This is a genomic window from Desulfobaculum sp. SPO524, from assembly GCF_044987625.1.
In the GTDB taxonomy this organism is placed as follows: domain Bacteria; phylum Desulfobacterota; class Desulfovibrionia; order Desulfovibrionales; family Desulfovibrionaceae; genus Desulfobaculum.
Genome location: NZ_JBJDSB010000002.1, coordinates 212,881 through 228,604, shown reverse-complemented (window position 1 = coordinate 228,604; position 15,724 = coordinate 212,881). Strand labels below are relative to the sequence as shown.

Annotated in this window: 13 protein-coding genes; 10 read left to right on the top strand and 3 right to left on the bottom strand. The window is 63.2% G+C overall.

The features are described 5' to 3' along the window. Positions 1-561 precede the first annotated feature (561 nt). Positions 562-1,245 (top strand): hypothetical protein, encoded by a 684-nt coding sequence (locus tag ACI3L3_RS06565; RefSeq protein ID WP_404844313.1) that lies wholly within the window; start codon positions 562-564, stop codon positions 1,243-1,245. A gap of 183 nt (positions 1,246-1,428) precedes the next feature. Here the strand turns inward: ACI3L3_RS06565 and nadD are convergent, their stop codons facing one another. Together nadD and ACI3L3_RS06555 are read right to left on the bottom strand one after the other, a co-directional pair. Next, positions 1,429-2,088 (bottom strand): nicotinate (nicotinamide) nucleotide adenylyltransferase, encoded by a 660-nt coding sequence (nadD, locus tag ACI3L3_RS06560; RefSeq protein WP_404844312.1) that lies wholly within the window; start codon positions 2,086-2,088, stop codon positions 1,429-1,431. Further along, complete coding sequence (locus tag ACI3L3_RS06555; protein ID WP_404844311.1) at positions 2,089-3,348, bottom strand: glutamate-5-semialdehyde dehydrogenase; 1,260 nt, start codon at positions 3,346-3,348, stop codon at positions 2,089-2,091. It lies immediately after the preceding gene. 270 nt (positions 3,349-3,618) lie between these two features. Here ACI3L3_RS06555 and ACI3L3_RS06550 point away from each other — a divergent pair, with 270 nt between their 5' ends. The 6 genes from ACI3L3_RS06550 to ACI3L3_RS06525 all read left to right on the top strand — a co-directional run bounded on the left by ACI3L3_RS06550 (position 3,619) and on the right by ACI3L3_RS06525 (position 11,040). Then, a complete protein-coding gene (locus tag ACI3L3_RS06550) occupies positions 3,619-4,290 on the top strand; it encodes a tetratricopeptide repeat protein (protein WP_404844310.1) in 672 nt (223 codons plus the stop codon). 57 nt (positions 4,291-4,347) lie between these two features. After that, a complete protein-coding gene (iorA, locus tag ACI3L3_RS06545; protein ID WP_404844309.1) occupies positions 4,348-6,183 on the top strand; it encodes an indolepyruvate ferredoxin oxidoreductase subunit alpha in 1,836 nt (611 codons plus the stop codon). 2 nt (positions 6,184-6,185) lie between these two features. Continuing rightward, positions 6,186-6,776 carry an indolepyruvate oxidoreductase subunit beta gene (locus ACI3L3_RS06540; protein WP_404844308.1) on the top strand — a complete coding sequence of 197 codons (591 nt, stop codon included), beginning with the start codon at positions 6,186-6,188 and terminating at the stop codon, positions 6,774-6,776. A 50-nt stretch (positions 6,777-6,826) separates the two neighbouring features. Continuing rightward, a complete protein-coding gene (locus tag ACI3L3_RS06535) occupies positions 6,827-8,407 on the top strand; it encodes a sigma 54-interacting transcriptional regulator (protein ID WP_404844307.1) in 1,581 nt (526 codons plus the stop codon). Positions 8,408-8,713: 306 nt separating this feature from the next. Next, on the top strand, positions 8,714-10,477 hold the full coding sequence (locus ACI3L3_RS06530; protein WP_404844306.1) for a motility associated factor glycosyltransferase family protein: 1,764 nt from the start codon (positions 8,714-8,716) through the stop codon (positions 10,475-10,477). 194 nt (positions 10,478-10,671) lie between these two features. Then, positions 10,672-11,040 (top strand): VanZ family protein, encoded by a 369-nt coding sequence (locus tag ACI3L3_RS06525; RefSeq protein WP_404844305.1) that lies wholly within the window; start codon positions 10,672-10,674, stop codon positions 11,038-11,040. On the opposite strand, the gene ACI3L3_RS06520 is transcribed toward ACI3L3_RS06525, so the two are convergent. After that, entirely contained in the window at positions 11,027-11,536 is a 510-nt protein-coding gene (locus tag ACI3L3_RS06520; protein ID WP_404844304.1) for a 3D domain-containing protein, read from the bottom strand. The genes ACI3L3_RS06525 and ACI3L3_RS06520 overlap by 14 nt on opposite strands. A gap of 210 nt (positions 11,537-11,746) precedes the next feature. Between ACI3L3_RS06520 and ACI3L3_RS06515 the strand changes: the two genes are divergently transcribed. The 3 genes from ACI3L3_RS06515 (at position 11,747) to ACI3L3_RS06505 (ending at position 15,722) form a co-directional block, all read left to right on the top strand. Then, positions 11,747-12,376 (top strand): phosphatase PAP2 family protein, encoded by a 630-nt coding sequence (locus tag ACI3L3_RS06515; protein ID WP_404844303.1) that lies wholly within the window; start codon positions 11,747-11,749, stop codon positions 12,374-12,376. After that, the gene (locus ACI3L3_RS06510) at positions 12,369-14,990 is read left to right on the top strand and encodes a glycosyltransferase family 39 protein (protein ID WP_404844302.1); all 2,622 of its coding nucleotides are present in this window, start codon (positions 12,369-12,371) and stop codon (positions 14,988-14,990) included. Before ACI3L3_RS06515 ends, ACI3L3_RS06510 begins: the two co-directional genes overlap by 8 nt. A 117-nt stretch (positions 14,991-15,107) precedes the next feature. Next, positions 15,108-15,722, top strand: a complete 615-nt coding sequence (locus ACI3L3_RS06505) for an AMIN domain-containing protein (protein ID WP_404844301.1) — start codon at positions 15,108-15,110, stop codon at positions 15,720-15,722. The last annotated feature ends 2 nt before the right edge of the window (positions 15,723-15,724 follow it).

Genomic DNA, 15,724 nt, shown 5'->3' with positions numbered 1-15,724 from the left:
CCGCGCGCCATGCGCCATGCACAGCACGCCCACAACGTGCCCCCCGCAAAAATGCCGACGCACCAAGCCCAAAATTTCGTCTCCACATTTTGGAGATTACAGGATGTAGGACTTTGGCATGTTTTTCTTCACAATGCATTGCCCTTGGCTGCAACATTATGCATACTCTAGGCCATCTACATCCACTGCGGAACATGGAGCATGACTATGGAAGCACTGGGAGAAGTCATCCACGCCACTGGCAGCACCTATGCTACATCTGAAACCGGTCTCCGTTTCCTTTCTGCAGGATCGCCTGTTTACCCACAGGAAACGCTTGTCACAGAAGATGACAGCACACTGTGCGTCACATTTGACGATGCTGCGACCCTCCTCCAGGCGCAAAACAGTGCCGCGTCGATTTTCACCGCAGCGCAGGGCGATGTCGTCGCCTCGTCCCCTCTCACTATCGCCATTGCGGCAGGAGTCTATAGGGCTCTCGTAGAAAAAACCGAAGATTCTTCGGCGCAGCACCTTCACATTGTGCTCCCGGATGCCGATATTTCCCTACACGAAGGCGGTGTGGATATTGCCGCAGGTGGTACGGAAATCTTTGTAGGCTGCTTCGCTCCGGCGGAAATCCCTGCCGCCATCACCACGACCACTGCGCAGGCGCACCTGCTGGATCCGGGACTGGCGCGCACCATCACACCGGGCGGCGACATTTCCCCACTTCGCCCCTATACGGCGGACGAAAGCGCCCTGTTCCACAACGAAGCGCCCCTGCCGGACGACCTCGCCGCCCGCCTCACCCCCAATGACGCCACCAACGACACCACCAACGACGACGCCCTGACCACACAAGACCTGCTGGACGCCATCCATGACCTGGAGGACGCCGCCGCACCTGCTGAAACCGCCCCTGACCACGCTCCAACGGAGGCCCCCCTCTCATCCCTCACGCCCGCACACACTGAAGCCCCCTTCGGTCCCGTAACAGACGACGCGCAGCACGATGCCCACACACCAGAGACCTTCACCTTTGCCATGGCGGAACCAACCGAACTCCACCCCTTTGTCGACCACGACAACGCCCCATCCCTCACCGACTCCCCTCTCAGCGCGCTCACAGACACCGAATCCGGCGCGCTCCCTCTCTTCGACACAGCCACACCATACGACGCTCCCCTGCTCCCAGACCCGACAGACCACGACATCCTTCCCATTCTCACCGACGCCGACCTCCCAGATACCGACGTCACCTAACTCCCAGCACACAACACAAAAACGCCCGGAGCCTCACGACTCCGGGCGCACAAAACATTCACCCCACTCACCCCAAACCATCCCCCAATAAAGGATCCTTAAGGATGAAATCCTTAAGCCACCGGAGGTATTGAACCATGGCGCAGCACCTCCACGCCCAGCCCCAACACCTCCATGCCCAGCCTACACACACCCCCACACGCCGCTCAATTCCCCGGCATGCGTCCGCATCAGCCGCTCCACGCCATCCGGCACAAGAGCGCGCACGCAGCGGCCGGCGCACCACTTTTCGCGAACCTGCGAGGAGCTTATGTCCAGCCGTGGCACGTTGGCGAAAGATAAAGTGCGCCCCCCGGCAAACCGCCACGTGCCTGTGGCGTCCTCAATGGCGTCCGGCCACGCGCTGCCCACAAAGGCTCGGACGTCCTCAAGGTCGTCCTCCACACGGTTGGAGACAGCCAAATGCGCCAGCGCCGGAATCTCCATCCCGCGCTCCCAGTTGGGGAGCACGCGCAGGTCGCCGGCCCCGAGGATGAACCAAAAATCATCCTCGGGGCGCATGTCGCGCAACAGACGCAGCGTATCCACGGTGTAGGACGGGCCGGGGCGCTTGGCTTCTATACAGTTGACGCCCAGCCCATCAATGCCGTCTACGGCGGCGCGCACCATCTCAACACGGCGGGCAAAGCTCAGCATGCCTTCACCGGGCTTGTGGGGCGGCACAGCGGCGGGCATGAGTTCCACGCGGTCCAGCCCCAACTGTTCCAGCATCTCCAGAGCAAGACGCACGTGCCCGTTGTGGATGGGGTTGAAACACCCGCCCAGCAGTCCGACACAGGCCATCTATTCCCTCACCTGCCCTGCACCCAGCACAACATACTTGGAGCTGGTAAGCTCCGTCACGCCCATGGGGCCGTAGGAATGCAGCTTTGAGGTGCTAATGCCGATTTCGGCGCCAAGGCCAAGCTCGCCGCCGTCGTTAAAGCGGCTGGAGGCATTGACCGCCACCATGGACGCATCGGCCTCGCGCAGAAAACGCATGGCGCGGTCGTGGTCCTGCGTCAGAATGATTTCGGTGTGGTTGGAGCCGTGCGCGGCAATGTGGTCCAACGCCTCGTCCATGGAATCGACGACCTTCACGGCCAGAACAAGGGCGTGGAATTCCTGCCCCCAGTCCTCGTCTGCGGCCGGAACGGCCATGGACCCAAGAAGCGGCAACGCACGCGGGCAAGCGCGAAAATGCACACCATCGGCCGCAAGGCGCTCGCCAATGCGGGGCAACACGGTCTCGGCCATGGAAGCGTGCACCAAAACACACTCAAGGGCGTTACAGACGCCGGGGCGGGAGACTTTGGCATTGTGGATGACGTTCACGGCGCGGTCCACATCGGCGCCGCTGTCCACGTAGGCGTGGCAGACGCCCTTGTAGTGCTTCAGCACGGGCATGGTGGCTTCGGCCACAACGGCGCGGATAAGCCCTTCGCCGCCGCGCGGGATGATAACGTCCACATACTCGTCCAGCTTGCACAGGGCGGTGACGGCCTCGCGGTCCGTGGTGGGGACAACCTGCACGGCTTCGGCGGGCAAGCCGCGCTCCTCCAGCGCCCGGTGGATGAGGGACGCCAGAAACTGATTGGAGTGGTAGGCTTCCTTGCCGCCGCGCAAAATGGCGGCGTTGCCTGCCTTCAGGCAGAGGATGGCGGAATCCACAGTGACGTTGGGACGGGACTCGAAAATCATGGCCACAACCCCGAGGGGGATGCGCATTTTACCCACCTGCAAACCGTTGGGGCGCTGCCACATGCGCTCAATTTCGCCCACCGGGTCATTTTGCGCGGCAACAATGCGGCAGGCCTCGGCCATGGTGGCGATAACCTGCGGCGTCAGGCGCAGGCGGTCCATACGCGGGGCGTCCATGCCCGCGGCCTCGGCGGCGGCAAGGTCCTTGTCGTTGGCGGCGGCAATGGCGTCGCCTTCCTGTTCGAGCAGTGCGGCAAGGCGCTCAAGCACGGCCACCTTGTCTGCGGCGGACGCCACAGCCATACGGCGCGCGGCCTGCTTGGCACTGCGTCCGAGGCCTTCCATCAGTTCACTGGTTCCCATATGCATCTCCTTGAGCCGCAGGCAGCGGCAACACGGTCAGGCTTCGGGTCAAAAAACGCACCCTCGTGGCGCTGCCGAGCGTAAGTCGTGAAAACTCCTTGAAATCCAATCAAAAAGGGGTACAACAAAAATGACGCAAAACCCAGTAGACTTCTTTTGACATTTCTGTAAACCATCAGTAAAAATACAGTCCCTTTAATCGGGGTCGCTTTGTTTTTTTGCGAAATCCAGCAAGCAAGTCAATACGTACGTAATGGAGGATAGACCACAATGACGGACAACGCACCAAGCACACCGCAGGGCGCAACTGCCGAAGAACTTCTTGAAAATGCCCCTGAGGCGCTGCATCCCGTACTTCAGGCCATCGTCGACAACATCCGGTTCATCCTAGCCGGCATCGCGGTCCTCATCCTCGCCGTGGGCGGCACCGCCATCTACAAGCACGTGCAGGAAGGAAAGCGCGCCGAGGCCGAAGCACAGCTGGCATCCATCATCGCCCAGCCCGCAGCCCAGCGCGTTGAAGCACTGATGAACTTTGAAAGCACCGCCCCCAAGGACATGCACACCGGCATCCGCCTGGAGCTGGCTGGCGCACTGTCCGAGTCCGGCCAGCATGAGCGCGCCGCCGAAGAGCTTGGCAAGATTGCCAAGGCAGGCAATGGCCTGTCCACCGTCGCCGCCATCGCGCAGGCCAACGAGCTGACCAAGCTGGACCGCACCGAAGACGCCATCGCCATTTTGGACGGCGCAAAGGCCACGGCTCCCGAGTCCTTTGCCTCCATCATCCTGCGCGAGAAGGCCAGCCTCTCCGAAAGCATCGGCGACCTCAAGTCCGCCCTTGCCGCCTACGAGGAACTGCTCGCCGAGGCGTCCCCCCGCAACAAGGGCTTCATCGAAGGCAAAGTTGCCGAGCTGAAGGCCGCACTGTCCACAAACTCCTAAGGGTTCGCAACACCCCGAAGGTTTTTCGATACACTATGCATAGGGAGAATCTGTAACATGTCTCATCCGCTTCTGAATTCGGACGGCGGACAGCGGCATCTGCTCTTGGGCAACGAAGCCATCGTGCGCGGCGCCCTTGAAGCAGGTGTCGCTTTCGTCAGCTGCTACCCGGGCACGCCGTCCTCCGAGGTGCCGGATACCTTCTACCGGCTGGCCCCGGACGGGGATTTCACCTTCGAGTACTCCGTTAACGAAAAAGTGGCTCTGGAAGTCGGCGGCGGCGCAGCCCTTGCCGGCGCGCCGACCCTCGTGACCATGAAGCACGTGGGCGTCAACGTCGCGGCGGACCCGCTGATGACGCTGGCCTACATCGGCACTCCCGGCGGCCTTGTTCTGCTGTCGGCGGACGACCCGGGCTGCCACTCCAGCCAGAACGAGCAGGACAACCGCTACTACGCCCGCCTTGCCGGGATGCCCGTCTTCGAGCCATGCTCCGCGCAGGAAGCCAAAGACATGACGCGCGACGCCTTTGCGCTGTCCCGCAAGCACGAACAGCCCGTGATGTTGCGTACCACCACCCGTGTGGCGCATGTTCGCGGCCCTGTGGACTTTGGCCCGCGTCCGGGCGCCATCCACGGCCCCGAGTTCACCAAAAATCCGGGACGCTTTGTTCCCGTTCCCGCCGTGTCGCGTGTGCGTCACGGCGTTTTGCTGGAGAATCTGGACGCCATCCGCAAGGACGTGGAAGCCTCGCCGTGGAACAGCGTTTCCGGCGATGCCACCGTCGGCGTTGTGGCCTCCGGCATGGCGCGCGCCTACGTGGATGACGTGCTGGCCGAAGACCAGTTCGACGGCGCGTGCAAGGTGCTGCGCCTTGGCCTCACCTATCCCCTGCCCGAGACCATGCTCACCGACTTCCTGCGCTCCGTGGACCGCGTCCTCGTGGTGGAGGAAGGCGAGCCGCTGGTGGAGGACGCCCTGCGCACCCTCGCCCAGAAGCACGGCATCAGCGTGGAGATTTCCGGCAAGGGCACGCACCTGTCCCGTCAGGGCGAATACTGCACGCGCATTGTGCGCTCCGCCGTTGCGGCCTTCCTTGGCGACACGGACACCAACACCGAGTCCCCCGCGCCCGAACAACTGCCCATGCGCCCGCCGAACCTGTGCGCGGGCTGCTCGCACCGCGCGCTGTACTACACCGTGCGTCAGGCCTTTGGCGATGACGCGGTGTACTCCTCGGACATCGGCTGCTACACCCTTGGCATTCTGCCGCCCCTTTCCGCCGCGGACTTCCTGCTCTGTATGGGCTCGTCCGTCAGCGCGGGCAGCGGCTTTGCCGCGGCGCAGGACAAGCCTGTTGTGGCCTTTATCGGCGATTCCACGTTCTTCCACTCCGGCATTACCGGGCTGGTGAACGCGGTGTACAACCAGCGCGACGTGCTCATCGTCATCCTGGACAACCGTACCACCGCCATGACCGGGCACCAGCCCAACCCCGGCGTAGAGGTTACCGTACACGGCGAAAATCCCTCGCAGGTGGACATTGAGGCCATCGTACGCGGATGCGGCGTCCAGCACATCCGCCGCGTGTCTCCCTACAATTTCAAAAAGACCAGCAGCACCATTGAGGAACTGAAAGGCATGAAGGGCGTGCGCGTCCTCATCGCCGAAGAGCCTTGCGTGCTGTTTGCCAAGCGCACCCTGCGCAAGTCGCGCCCCAACGCGGCCTATGTGACCAAGCAGACCGAGGCCGTGGCCAAGTGCCTGACCGACCTTGCCTGTCCCGCCTTCCGTCAGGACGAGAGCGGGGTTTCCATTGACGAACAGCAGTGTGCGGGATGCATGTTCTGCCTGCAGGTCTGTTCCGACATCAAGGCACGGAAAAGGAGCTAGCCATGACCAAGACACGAGTCTTCCTCACCGGAGTCGGCGGTCAGGGCACCCTCACCGCGACCATCATTTTGGCACAGGCCGCCATGGACAAGAACATCCCCGTTACGGCGGGCGAGGTGCACGGCATGGCGCAGCGTGGCGGCGTGGTGGAATCCGCCCTGCTGCTGGGCGGCTACCGCAGCCCGCGCATCAGCCACGGCGAGGCGCACGTCCTTCTCGGCTTTGAGCCGCTGGAGACCCTGCGCGCCCTGCCCTACCTCGTCCCCGAGGGCGGCACCATCATCTCCAATGAAGAGCCCATCATGCCCATCGGCGTGACCATGGGCCGCGAAAGCTACCCCGACCTCGGTTCCATCCGGGAGCGGGCCACAGCCTGTGCGGCGCAGGCGCATTTTCTGCCCTGCCGCACCCTTGGGCTGGAAGCGGGCGCACTCCAGTGCGGCAACCTTGCCCTGCTTGGCGCGGCTTGCGCCAGCGGCGCACTGCCCCTGACGCCCGAAGACCTGGCAAACGCCGTGAAAGCACGGCTGAAAGCAAAAATCGTCGACATGAACCTTAAAGCCATCGACCTTGGGGTTCAGGCCGTCTCATAACCATTAAATGCGGGGAGCCGCACTAGCTCCCCGCACAACACAACGAAACGATGACACGTCAAGCTATCACGCCGGAGCGGCAGGCCGCGTATTTCGACACGCTGATCAATATCGTGGAGGGTCTTGGTCCACAGGGTGTAGTCCAGTCCGGACTCAAGGCGCTGTTGCGCACCCTGTGCGAGAACCACGGCTACAAGCGCGCCCTTCTTACCATCTTCGACCCGGAGACGAACTCTCTTAAGCTGAGCATCACCGTCGGTTCCCAGAGGTATTCCGAGGTATCCTACCAGCCCGGACAGGGCGTGACGGGACAGGTCATGAACACCGGCGAGCCGGTCATCGTTCCCATTCAGAAGGACCATCCGTCCTTTCTGAACCTCGCCTTTGGCCGCACCAAGGAAGAGATGGAGCACCTCGGCTTCATCAGCGTTCCCGTGCGGCATCTGGACGCGGACGAGCACACCGAGATTCTGGGCACCCTGTCCGTGGACGTCCCCGCCGGGGACCCCGAAGACCTGCAAACCGACACCAAATTCCTGCAGGTGGTCGCCTCCCTTGTTGCCAAGGAAGTCGCCAACATTCAGGAAGAAATGGCCATGCAGCGCCACCTGATGTCGCAGGGCATGCCCCCGGCGCAGCAGGGCGGCGACGATGCCATCGGCCATCCCAACATCGTGGCGGCATCCAAGCCCATGCGCATGGTGCTCCAGCAGGTTTCGCAGGTTGGCCCCAGCCGCGCCACAGTGCTCCTGCGCGGCGAATCCGGTACCGGCAAGGAACTGCTGGCCGAGGCCATCCACGGCGTCAGCCCGCGCAAGACCAAGCCCCTCATCAAGCTCAACTGCGCGGCACTGCCCGCCGAACTTGTGGAGTCCGAACTCTTCGGCCACATGAAGGGCGCGTTCACCGGCGCGGTGAGCAATAAGAAAGGGCTGTTTGAGCTTGCCGACGGCGGCACCCTGTTCCTTGACGAGATTGGCGAACTGTCGCTGGAGGCGCAGGCCAAGGTGCTGCGCGCCATTCAGGAACGCGAAATCCAGCGCATTGGCAGTGAGCAGACCATCCGCGTGGATGCGCGGCTGATTACCGCCACCAACCGTCCGCTGGAAAAGATGCTGGAGGAAGGCACCCTGCGCGAAGACCTGTTCTACCGCATCAACGTCTTCCCCATCTTCATCCCGCCCCTGCGCGAGCGCCGCATGGATATTCTGCCCCTGTCCGAGCACTTCATGCAGCACTACTCCGAGGAGTACAGCAAGGACGTCAAACGCATCTCCACCCCGGCCATCGACCTGCTGCAGCAGTACCACTGGCCCGGAAACGTGCGCGAACTGGCCAACTGCATGGAGCGTGCGGTGCTCATCTGCGATGAAGAGGTCATCCGCACCTACCACCTGCCGCCCAGCCTGCAGACGGCCGAATCCTCGGCCACGGACACCAGCCTGTCGTTTGGCGAAGCGGTCTCGCGCTTCGAGCAGGAACTCTTGGTGGACGCCCTCAAAAAGGCGCGCGGCAACATGCTTCAGGCCGCCCGCGACCTGAAGGCCAGCTACCGCATCATCAACTACAAGGTGAAGAAATACCGGCTGGACCCCAAAAAGTTCGCCGTGGGCAAATCGCGCAAACGCTAGCCCCTTCCCACACTTTCGGCTCCACGCCCCTGCCCGCACTCTGCGGGCAGGGGCTTTTTTGACGCAAGGCGTACGCCAAGAGTTTGACGCGCCCGCACCGCCGCCCTTCTCCGCGCCCACTGCCTCGGCGCTCTACGCTTTTCTCGTCTTGACCAAAGTCCGCACCATCCGGGGCTTTTCTCCTCTCGCCCCAATCCCTCCCTTTGCCGCCGTCACGCGCCTTCTGGTGGTGGCAGAGTCCTTGCAACGGTTCTGCCGGTATATTGCGCCACCAAACATACAAACCACACCGGACGAGGAGGGTGCATGGAACTCTACCGGTATCTCGACACCAATATCGCCGCGCTGAAGCAGGCGAATTCGCCTGTATTGCCGTGGCTCTTGGAGGAAGGCGACGCCCACCTCGCCCTTAAGGGCGAGGTGGGGCCGAACCGCCATGGCGTTGTGGACCTGCCAAACGGCGCCGGGGGCTCGCTGTTCGACGCCCTGTCGCCCACCGCCTGTTACGGGGCTTTGGACCTTGGCGACACGCCGCACAAAAACGCCTCCATCCTCGTCGGCACCAATATCGGCTACGGCCTGCTCACAATTCTGCAGTCCGCCCCCACAACGCATCCCGTGCTGGTGGTGGAACCACGGCGCGAGGTGCTGGGCGCTTGTCTTGCGCTGACGGACTACTCGCAGGTGATTGCCTCCGGACAAGTGACCTTCCTGCCGCCGGACGAAAAGCTTATCTCCCATCATCTTGGACAGCTCAGCCTGCAATTCACCCATGGCGCGGTGAAAATGCACTCCGACTTCCCAAGCAGACAGATTGGGCCGGAATACGCCCGCTGGACCGGCATCATCAAACGCATGCTGGAAGGCATCACCGTGGAGCTGAACACCCTGCGGCGGCGGCAGGAGGACATGGTCGGCAACGAACTGCACAACTTTGCGCGCTCGTTCCACGACGGCACCCTGCGCTCCCTTGAGGGCAAAGGGAACGGCGTAACCGCGCTGATGGTCGGCGCGGGACCGTCGCTCAATGACGTTGGGCCGCGCCTTGCGGCCATGGAGACGGACGCGCTCATCGTCACCTCCATGCAGACCCTGCCCGCCCTGCAGGCCGCGGGCATCACGCCGCACCTGTGCATGGCCCTCGACTACAGCGGCGGCATGCTCAAGGTCTTCAACAAGCTGGATATGAACTGGGCGGCGGACATTCCGCTCATCTACTCCACCAAGGTTCGCCCGGACGTGGTGGAGCGCTACCCCGGCCCCACACTTCCCCTGTGGACCGTGGGCGGGCTGGCGACATTTGTGCTCAACAAGACCGAACCCGTCTTTGACGCGGGCGGCAACGTCAACGTCGCGTTGCTGCGCTTTTTGTCGTGGTGCGGCGTGAAGGACTTTGTGCTGGCCGGGCAGGACTACGCGTGGAGCGCCGAGCGCAGCCACGCCGCAGGGCACCACGCCGCGCGCCCGACGCGCGTCTTTGACCCCAAGCGGCACATCAAGGAAAAGGACGCGGACGGCAACACCATCTACTCCACCATGTCCTACCTGACGTCCAAGCGCGACATGGAGCGCGACATCGCCCGCCTAGGGCTGAATGTCGCCAACATCTACGGCGGCGGCCTGCCCATCGCCGGAACACGCCGCGTCACCGTTGACGAAGCCGCCACCCTGCTGACGGACCTGCCAACCACCCACGGCCGCATCAGCGCCTGCATTGCGGCGGCGCGCGGAAGCCTGCCGCGTCCGGTCTTTGAGCGTCGGTTCGAAACGTGGCGGACCTCCCTCAAAGCCGCAACAAAACGCCTCGAAAAACTCTACAAAAAGCCAACACGCAACAAGAGCGCTATTTTGGAACAGCTGCAAAGCCTCGTCTACTTCCTGCGCCAAGACCCGCTCTATCTGCCCTACCTCTACAACGAGGTCATGGACATGGCGGGCATGGCGCGGTTTACCCAGCATCCCGTTCCGGCGGACATGCGGCGGTTTAAGGACATCACCGGCCGCGTGCTGGACAAGGTAGCGCTGATGGATTCCATCCTTGGCGCGCAGGCCAGCACTAGCGCGGCCTGACCCGCCCCGCGCGGCCACAGCGCGCCCCAAGGCGCGCCGCCCCGCTCCTCAGGCACGACAAAACGCCCGGCACCACTGGTGCCGGGCGTTTTTTTGGTCACCCCTTGCAAGGGACAGGGGCACAATGTATACCCAAGCGACATCCTTCACCTTCAACCCCACAAAAGCCAATGTCCCAAAAGTATTCGGTACCGATGCTCTGTTTGTGGGCCGCATCCGTCGTCGGCGTGTGCTGGCTCTCCCTTATGCCCACACCCCCGCGCCCCATCGACCTTGACCACATCGACCTTGTAGAGCACGCCCTTGCCTACGGCTGGCTGGCGCTTTTGGCCCTGCGCGCATTCAAAACGCGTGGGCCTGCCATTACCGCCGCGTGGAGCATGGTGCTGCTGGGCGCGGCCCTTGAGGTAGGCCAACACTTTGTGCCGGGGCGCTACACCTCATGGTCCGATATGCTGGCCAACACCGCAGGCGTCGTCATCGGCATCTGGATTGGCGAGCGCATCAAGCAGTACGAGTATTTCGACGGGCTTAAGCGCGCGCTGGGCGTTAAAGATCAATAAGGTGCACCTCCAGCCGCTTCTTGCCAAACTGCAGGGCGGCGTCGGTGTCGAACATAAAGATATCAATCTGGTTCCGCTTGTGCTTGGCCATCAGGTCATCAATGGTGAATACGCCATAGTTCTTGATGTAGACCTTCTTGCCAAACACCCACCCCGCCTTGAACAAATCGCGCGAGACCGCAACGATGCCGTGCCGCACCCGGCGGTTGGTGGCGGTGTAATTGGGGCTGTCGTCAGTTTCGCCGATGCGCGGGCTGTAGGCCGTCACCGTCAAGAGCCGTGAACGCCGAAGCTCCTGAATGCTCTTGTGGTTATTCACAATGAAGCGATAAAAGAGGTCGGCCATGTCGTGCTTCTTGGCGACTTCAAGCTCCAGGGATTCCATTCTGTACTGCGAGTCAGCAAGCTCCGCCGCAAGGCGGGTCACACTACGGTGCTGCCAGACCAGACCTACAGCCAGCAGGACGATTGCGAGAGTCGTAAAAAACCTGTACATCTTCATCTCCAAACGCAAAATACTCTTCAGCATTCCGCAGCGTTGCCGTCCATAAGACCACGCCGGGTTCTGTGCTGTTCACACTATAGGAAAACGTTCAAGGCATTGCATCAAGAATCTGCCATGGCGGCGGCGTCTCCTCCTGCGGGCACATCGCGCCCGCGCCTCGCCGCGCTTGCCACGGCTATCTCCATGCCCTATAAGCGCCACATGCGAACACACACCCCATTTTGGCATTTTGTGCTCGGCTCACTGCCGGTACTCGCTTTGGCGGCGGCGCTTCCCTACGCCTTCGGCGGGGAAGATGCCCTGATGCAAAGCGTACGGATACACAAAAATACACACGAGGCCCTGCGCCTCACCGCAAACGTCATTACCGACTGGGGCAACCCCGCGTGTTACGTCACATTTCTTGGCATCCTCGTTCACGGGGTGCGCACCAAGAATACCGACCTCACCCGCTTCGCCCTGACCTATGTGGCCTTTCAGCTGCTCATCAACCTCGCTCTGCTCAACATCACCAAAATGGTGCTGGGCCGTCCGCGCCCCATGACGGGCGAGAGCGTCTTCCACATGCTGACGCTGAATCCGCATTACCACTCCCTGCCCTCCGGCCACACTGCCGACTTTACCACATCGGCGCTGGCGCTGGCCTTTTGGCGGCGCAAGGCGTGGCTGACGCTGGCCCTCGGAATGGCTCTGGCGCTTATGGCCCTGACACGCATCTATTTGATGCAGCACTACCCGTCCGATGTCTTCTTCGGCTGGATGTACGGCGCCTTTACGGCCTGGGCCATCTATGCTTTCGGACTCAAAAAGGAAACCACAGCCCATGAATAAGTTCCTCTCGCGACTGTGGAGCGTGTCCGCACTGCTCCCACTGGCGATACTCGGCCTGATCCTCGCGGCGCAGACCCTGCCCTCTTTGGACACCCGCGCCCTGTGGTTCTCGGATGAAATCCGCTACGCCAACGTTTTTGAGCATGTTATTGACGCCCACAAGTGGCTTGTCATGTACCTGAACGGCGTGCCCTACCCGGATAAGCCTCCCGTCTACTTCTGGTTCCTCACGGCGTTTTTGCCCATCTTCGGCGGGGCGAAGCCCGCGCTGTTCTTTGCCGGAGCCGCCGCCAGCGCGCTGGTGGTGCTGGTGGGCATGCTGTGCATGAACCATCTCGTCCTGAAAGGCGGCAGGGAAAATGGACTGGCCGCAGGCCTTATCCTGCTCACCTGCTTCTACTTCGTGGCCCTGACGCATTACTCGCGCATGGACCTCTTGTTTACAGGACTTATAACCTTTTCGCACATCTGTCTCTTCCGCGCGTGGCAGCGTGAGCGCGCCATGGGCTGGACCGTGGCGGGCTTTGTGCTCGCCGCCTTGGCGACCCTGACCAAAGGCCCGCTGGGGCTTGTGTTCCCGGTGCTGGCCTCCGTGGTGTATCTGGCATGGAGTGGCCGCCTGAGCCGCCTTGTCCGCCGCGACGTGCTGGTGGGCTTTGGCGCGGCTGTGGCCATCCTGGTTGGCTGGATTGCCGCCGCGTGGTTCTCCGGCGAGCACGCCCTTGTGGAAAACATCTTCTACAAGCAGATTTACCGCCGCGCGGTAGACGCCTCGCACCACGAGCAGCCCTTCTGGCACTACTTTGCCACGTTCCCGGCCGCATTTTTGCCGTGGACCTTCGTTGTGGTGCTGCTGCCCTTCAAGCGGCTGTTGACCCGCTCCTTCTGGAAGGAGCTGTGGTACGCCCGCAAGGCCGATGTCTGCACCACAGGCTCCGGCCTCAGCTACCTGTGGTGCGCACTGATTTCCGGCTTTGTTCTGCTCACCTGCCTCAGCACGAAGATTGTCGTCTACCTGATGCCGCTCTTCCCCATCCTTGCCCTGCTCACCGCGCGCACCGTTCTCGGCTTTGACGCGGCGCGCACGCGCAAGCTGGTGCTCTTTGTGGCCGGGCTGTTCGCTGTGCTGGGCGTTGGCGTTGCGCTGGCGAACCTGTTCACCCAGTGGCCCATCGTGCTCAAGGGCATCTACGTGCTGGCGGTGGTCAACATCATCATCGCGGCCCTGCTGTGGCGCTTTGTCTCCCGCTGGGATATCCGCCCCGCCCTGCTGACCCTTGGCATCCTGATGACCATCTGGGTGCAGCCGCTGGCCTTCATTGCCGTGCCAGAACTGGACGCCGTGATGAGCCCCAAGGAACAGGGTGAGCTGATGGGCGAGTACATCGCCGAGGGCTACACCCCCGCGGCCTACAAAATCTACTCCGGTGTCTACACCTACTACTGTGGCTCCAACATCCTTGAAACGCAGGACCTGCCGCGCCTTGCCGAAATGGCCCGCACCGAGGACAAATTCGTTCTTGGCATGCAGCGGCGCTACTGGGAGTCGTGGGACAACCGCCCCGCCAACCTGCGCGTGGTGCATGAGCAGTGGGTGGTGGACCGCCCCTACGTGCTGCTGGTGAACACCCCCGAGGGCGGCGCGCCCGCCGAAGCCCCGGCTCCGGAAACCACTCCGGCGCTGGAGCAGAACGCCACCCAGCCCGCTCCCACGCCGCAGCCCAAGGCCGCGCCCGCGCCCAGCGCGCCTGCGGCAGAGCCTGCACCTGTCCAGCCAATCCAACCGGCTCCCGCGCCCGAGGCCGCACCAGCCCCGCAGCAGACGGCCCCGGCAGGCAATACCACCAGCGCCCCCGCAACCAATGCGCCCGGCGCCACGGTGACCGTGGGCGGCAACGATGGCGCCATGGACATGCCCGCAACCACAGGTCCGGGCCTGACCACCGCACCGGCGGAAGTAAACGCCACGCCCGGCGCGCTGGCCAAAACGTGGGCCGCTATCACAGACACCTTCTCCGAGTTCTGGGAGACCTGGAACACACCCGAAGGCGAAGTGAAAAAGGACAACGAAGGCACCGGCATGTTCAAGAGCGCCATGAAGTGGCTCTCCGACGTCACCAAGGGCGGCGCGGCCGAGGAAGACATCCTTCCCGCCTCACCCTTGCCCGGCGCGGCACCGAACGCCACAACTCCCGACGCCACGGACTCTCACCTCGCGCCCGGCATAGCTCCGGCTGATGAGGCGAATGGGACCATCGCTCCGGCTCCTGCCGCAGACGAGGTCGCGCCCGAAGGTGACACAGCCCGCCCCGTGACGCTTCCCGCGACCATGACTCCGGAGTCCACTCCAGCCGGTGAAACTCATGAGGACACCGCTCCGGCGCAGGCCCCCGGTTCCGCCGCTGAAGACGCGGCGCAGGACGAACAGTCCACTGCAACGCCCGCCCAAAAGGCCACGCCCGCACCGGGCGACCACAGCGCCCTGCGAGAGACCCCGGCCGCACCGAAGGCCCCCGTCGTGGACGAGGCCGCACAGGCCAGCATCAACAAGGCATCCGAAGCCGCCGCGCCTCAGGCCCAGCCGACTCCGGACCAGTCCGCCACCAAGGGCTAGCGCCGCACGCGGCCACCGCCCCTCACACCGGGCTGACGCCGCGAGGCAAGCACGTTTCAACCACCATCACCTCCGGCCCGTCCACTGCGGACGGGCCGGAGTTTTCAACGGGACCTTATGGGGAAAATCGCTCGCATCCTCTGCACCGCTCTTGTTCTTGGCGCTGCCTGCGCCGGGGTGAACATGTATCTGCACCCGTCCAGCGCGCCTGAGCAGCGCTGGTACGTGCGGCAAAGCGTTTCGCACACCGTCATCAATCCGGACTCGCTGTTTTCCATCCCCTCCCCGGACGACGCGGCGCAGCCTGCCCGAAACGGCGCCACCTTTACCCCGCGTCATCAGCCTGACGCGTCCGCCCCCGAGCACGCCGCCACGGCTTCAACCATCCCCGGCGGCGCCTTCACCGATGCGTCCATCATCACCGGTATCAACTTCACCGAGAGCGGCTCGCGCCTTGACGTGCACATCGCCTCGCGCGGCGCATCCCCGCGTTTTTCCGCCTTCGCCCTCGACAATCCCGCGCGCATCGTTGTGGACCTGTTTGCCCAAAGCGAACTCCCCCCGGCCATGAAGGAGCTTCCCGTCTCCTCCACCCACGCCACGCGCATCCGCACCGGCGTGCATCCGGGCCGCAGCGTTGTGCGCACCGTCATCGACACCACGCCCGACCAACTTGCCCATTATGACGTTCACGCCTGCGAGCACGGCATCCGCGTGCGTCTTGGCGGCTAACG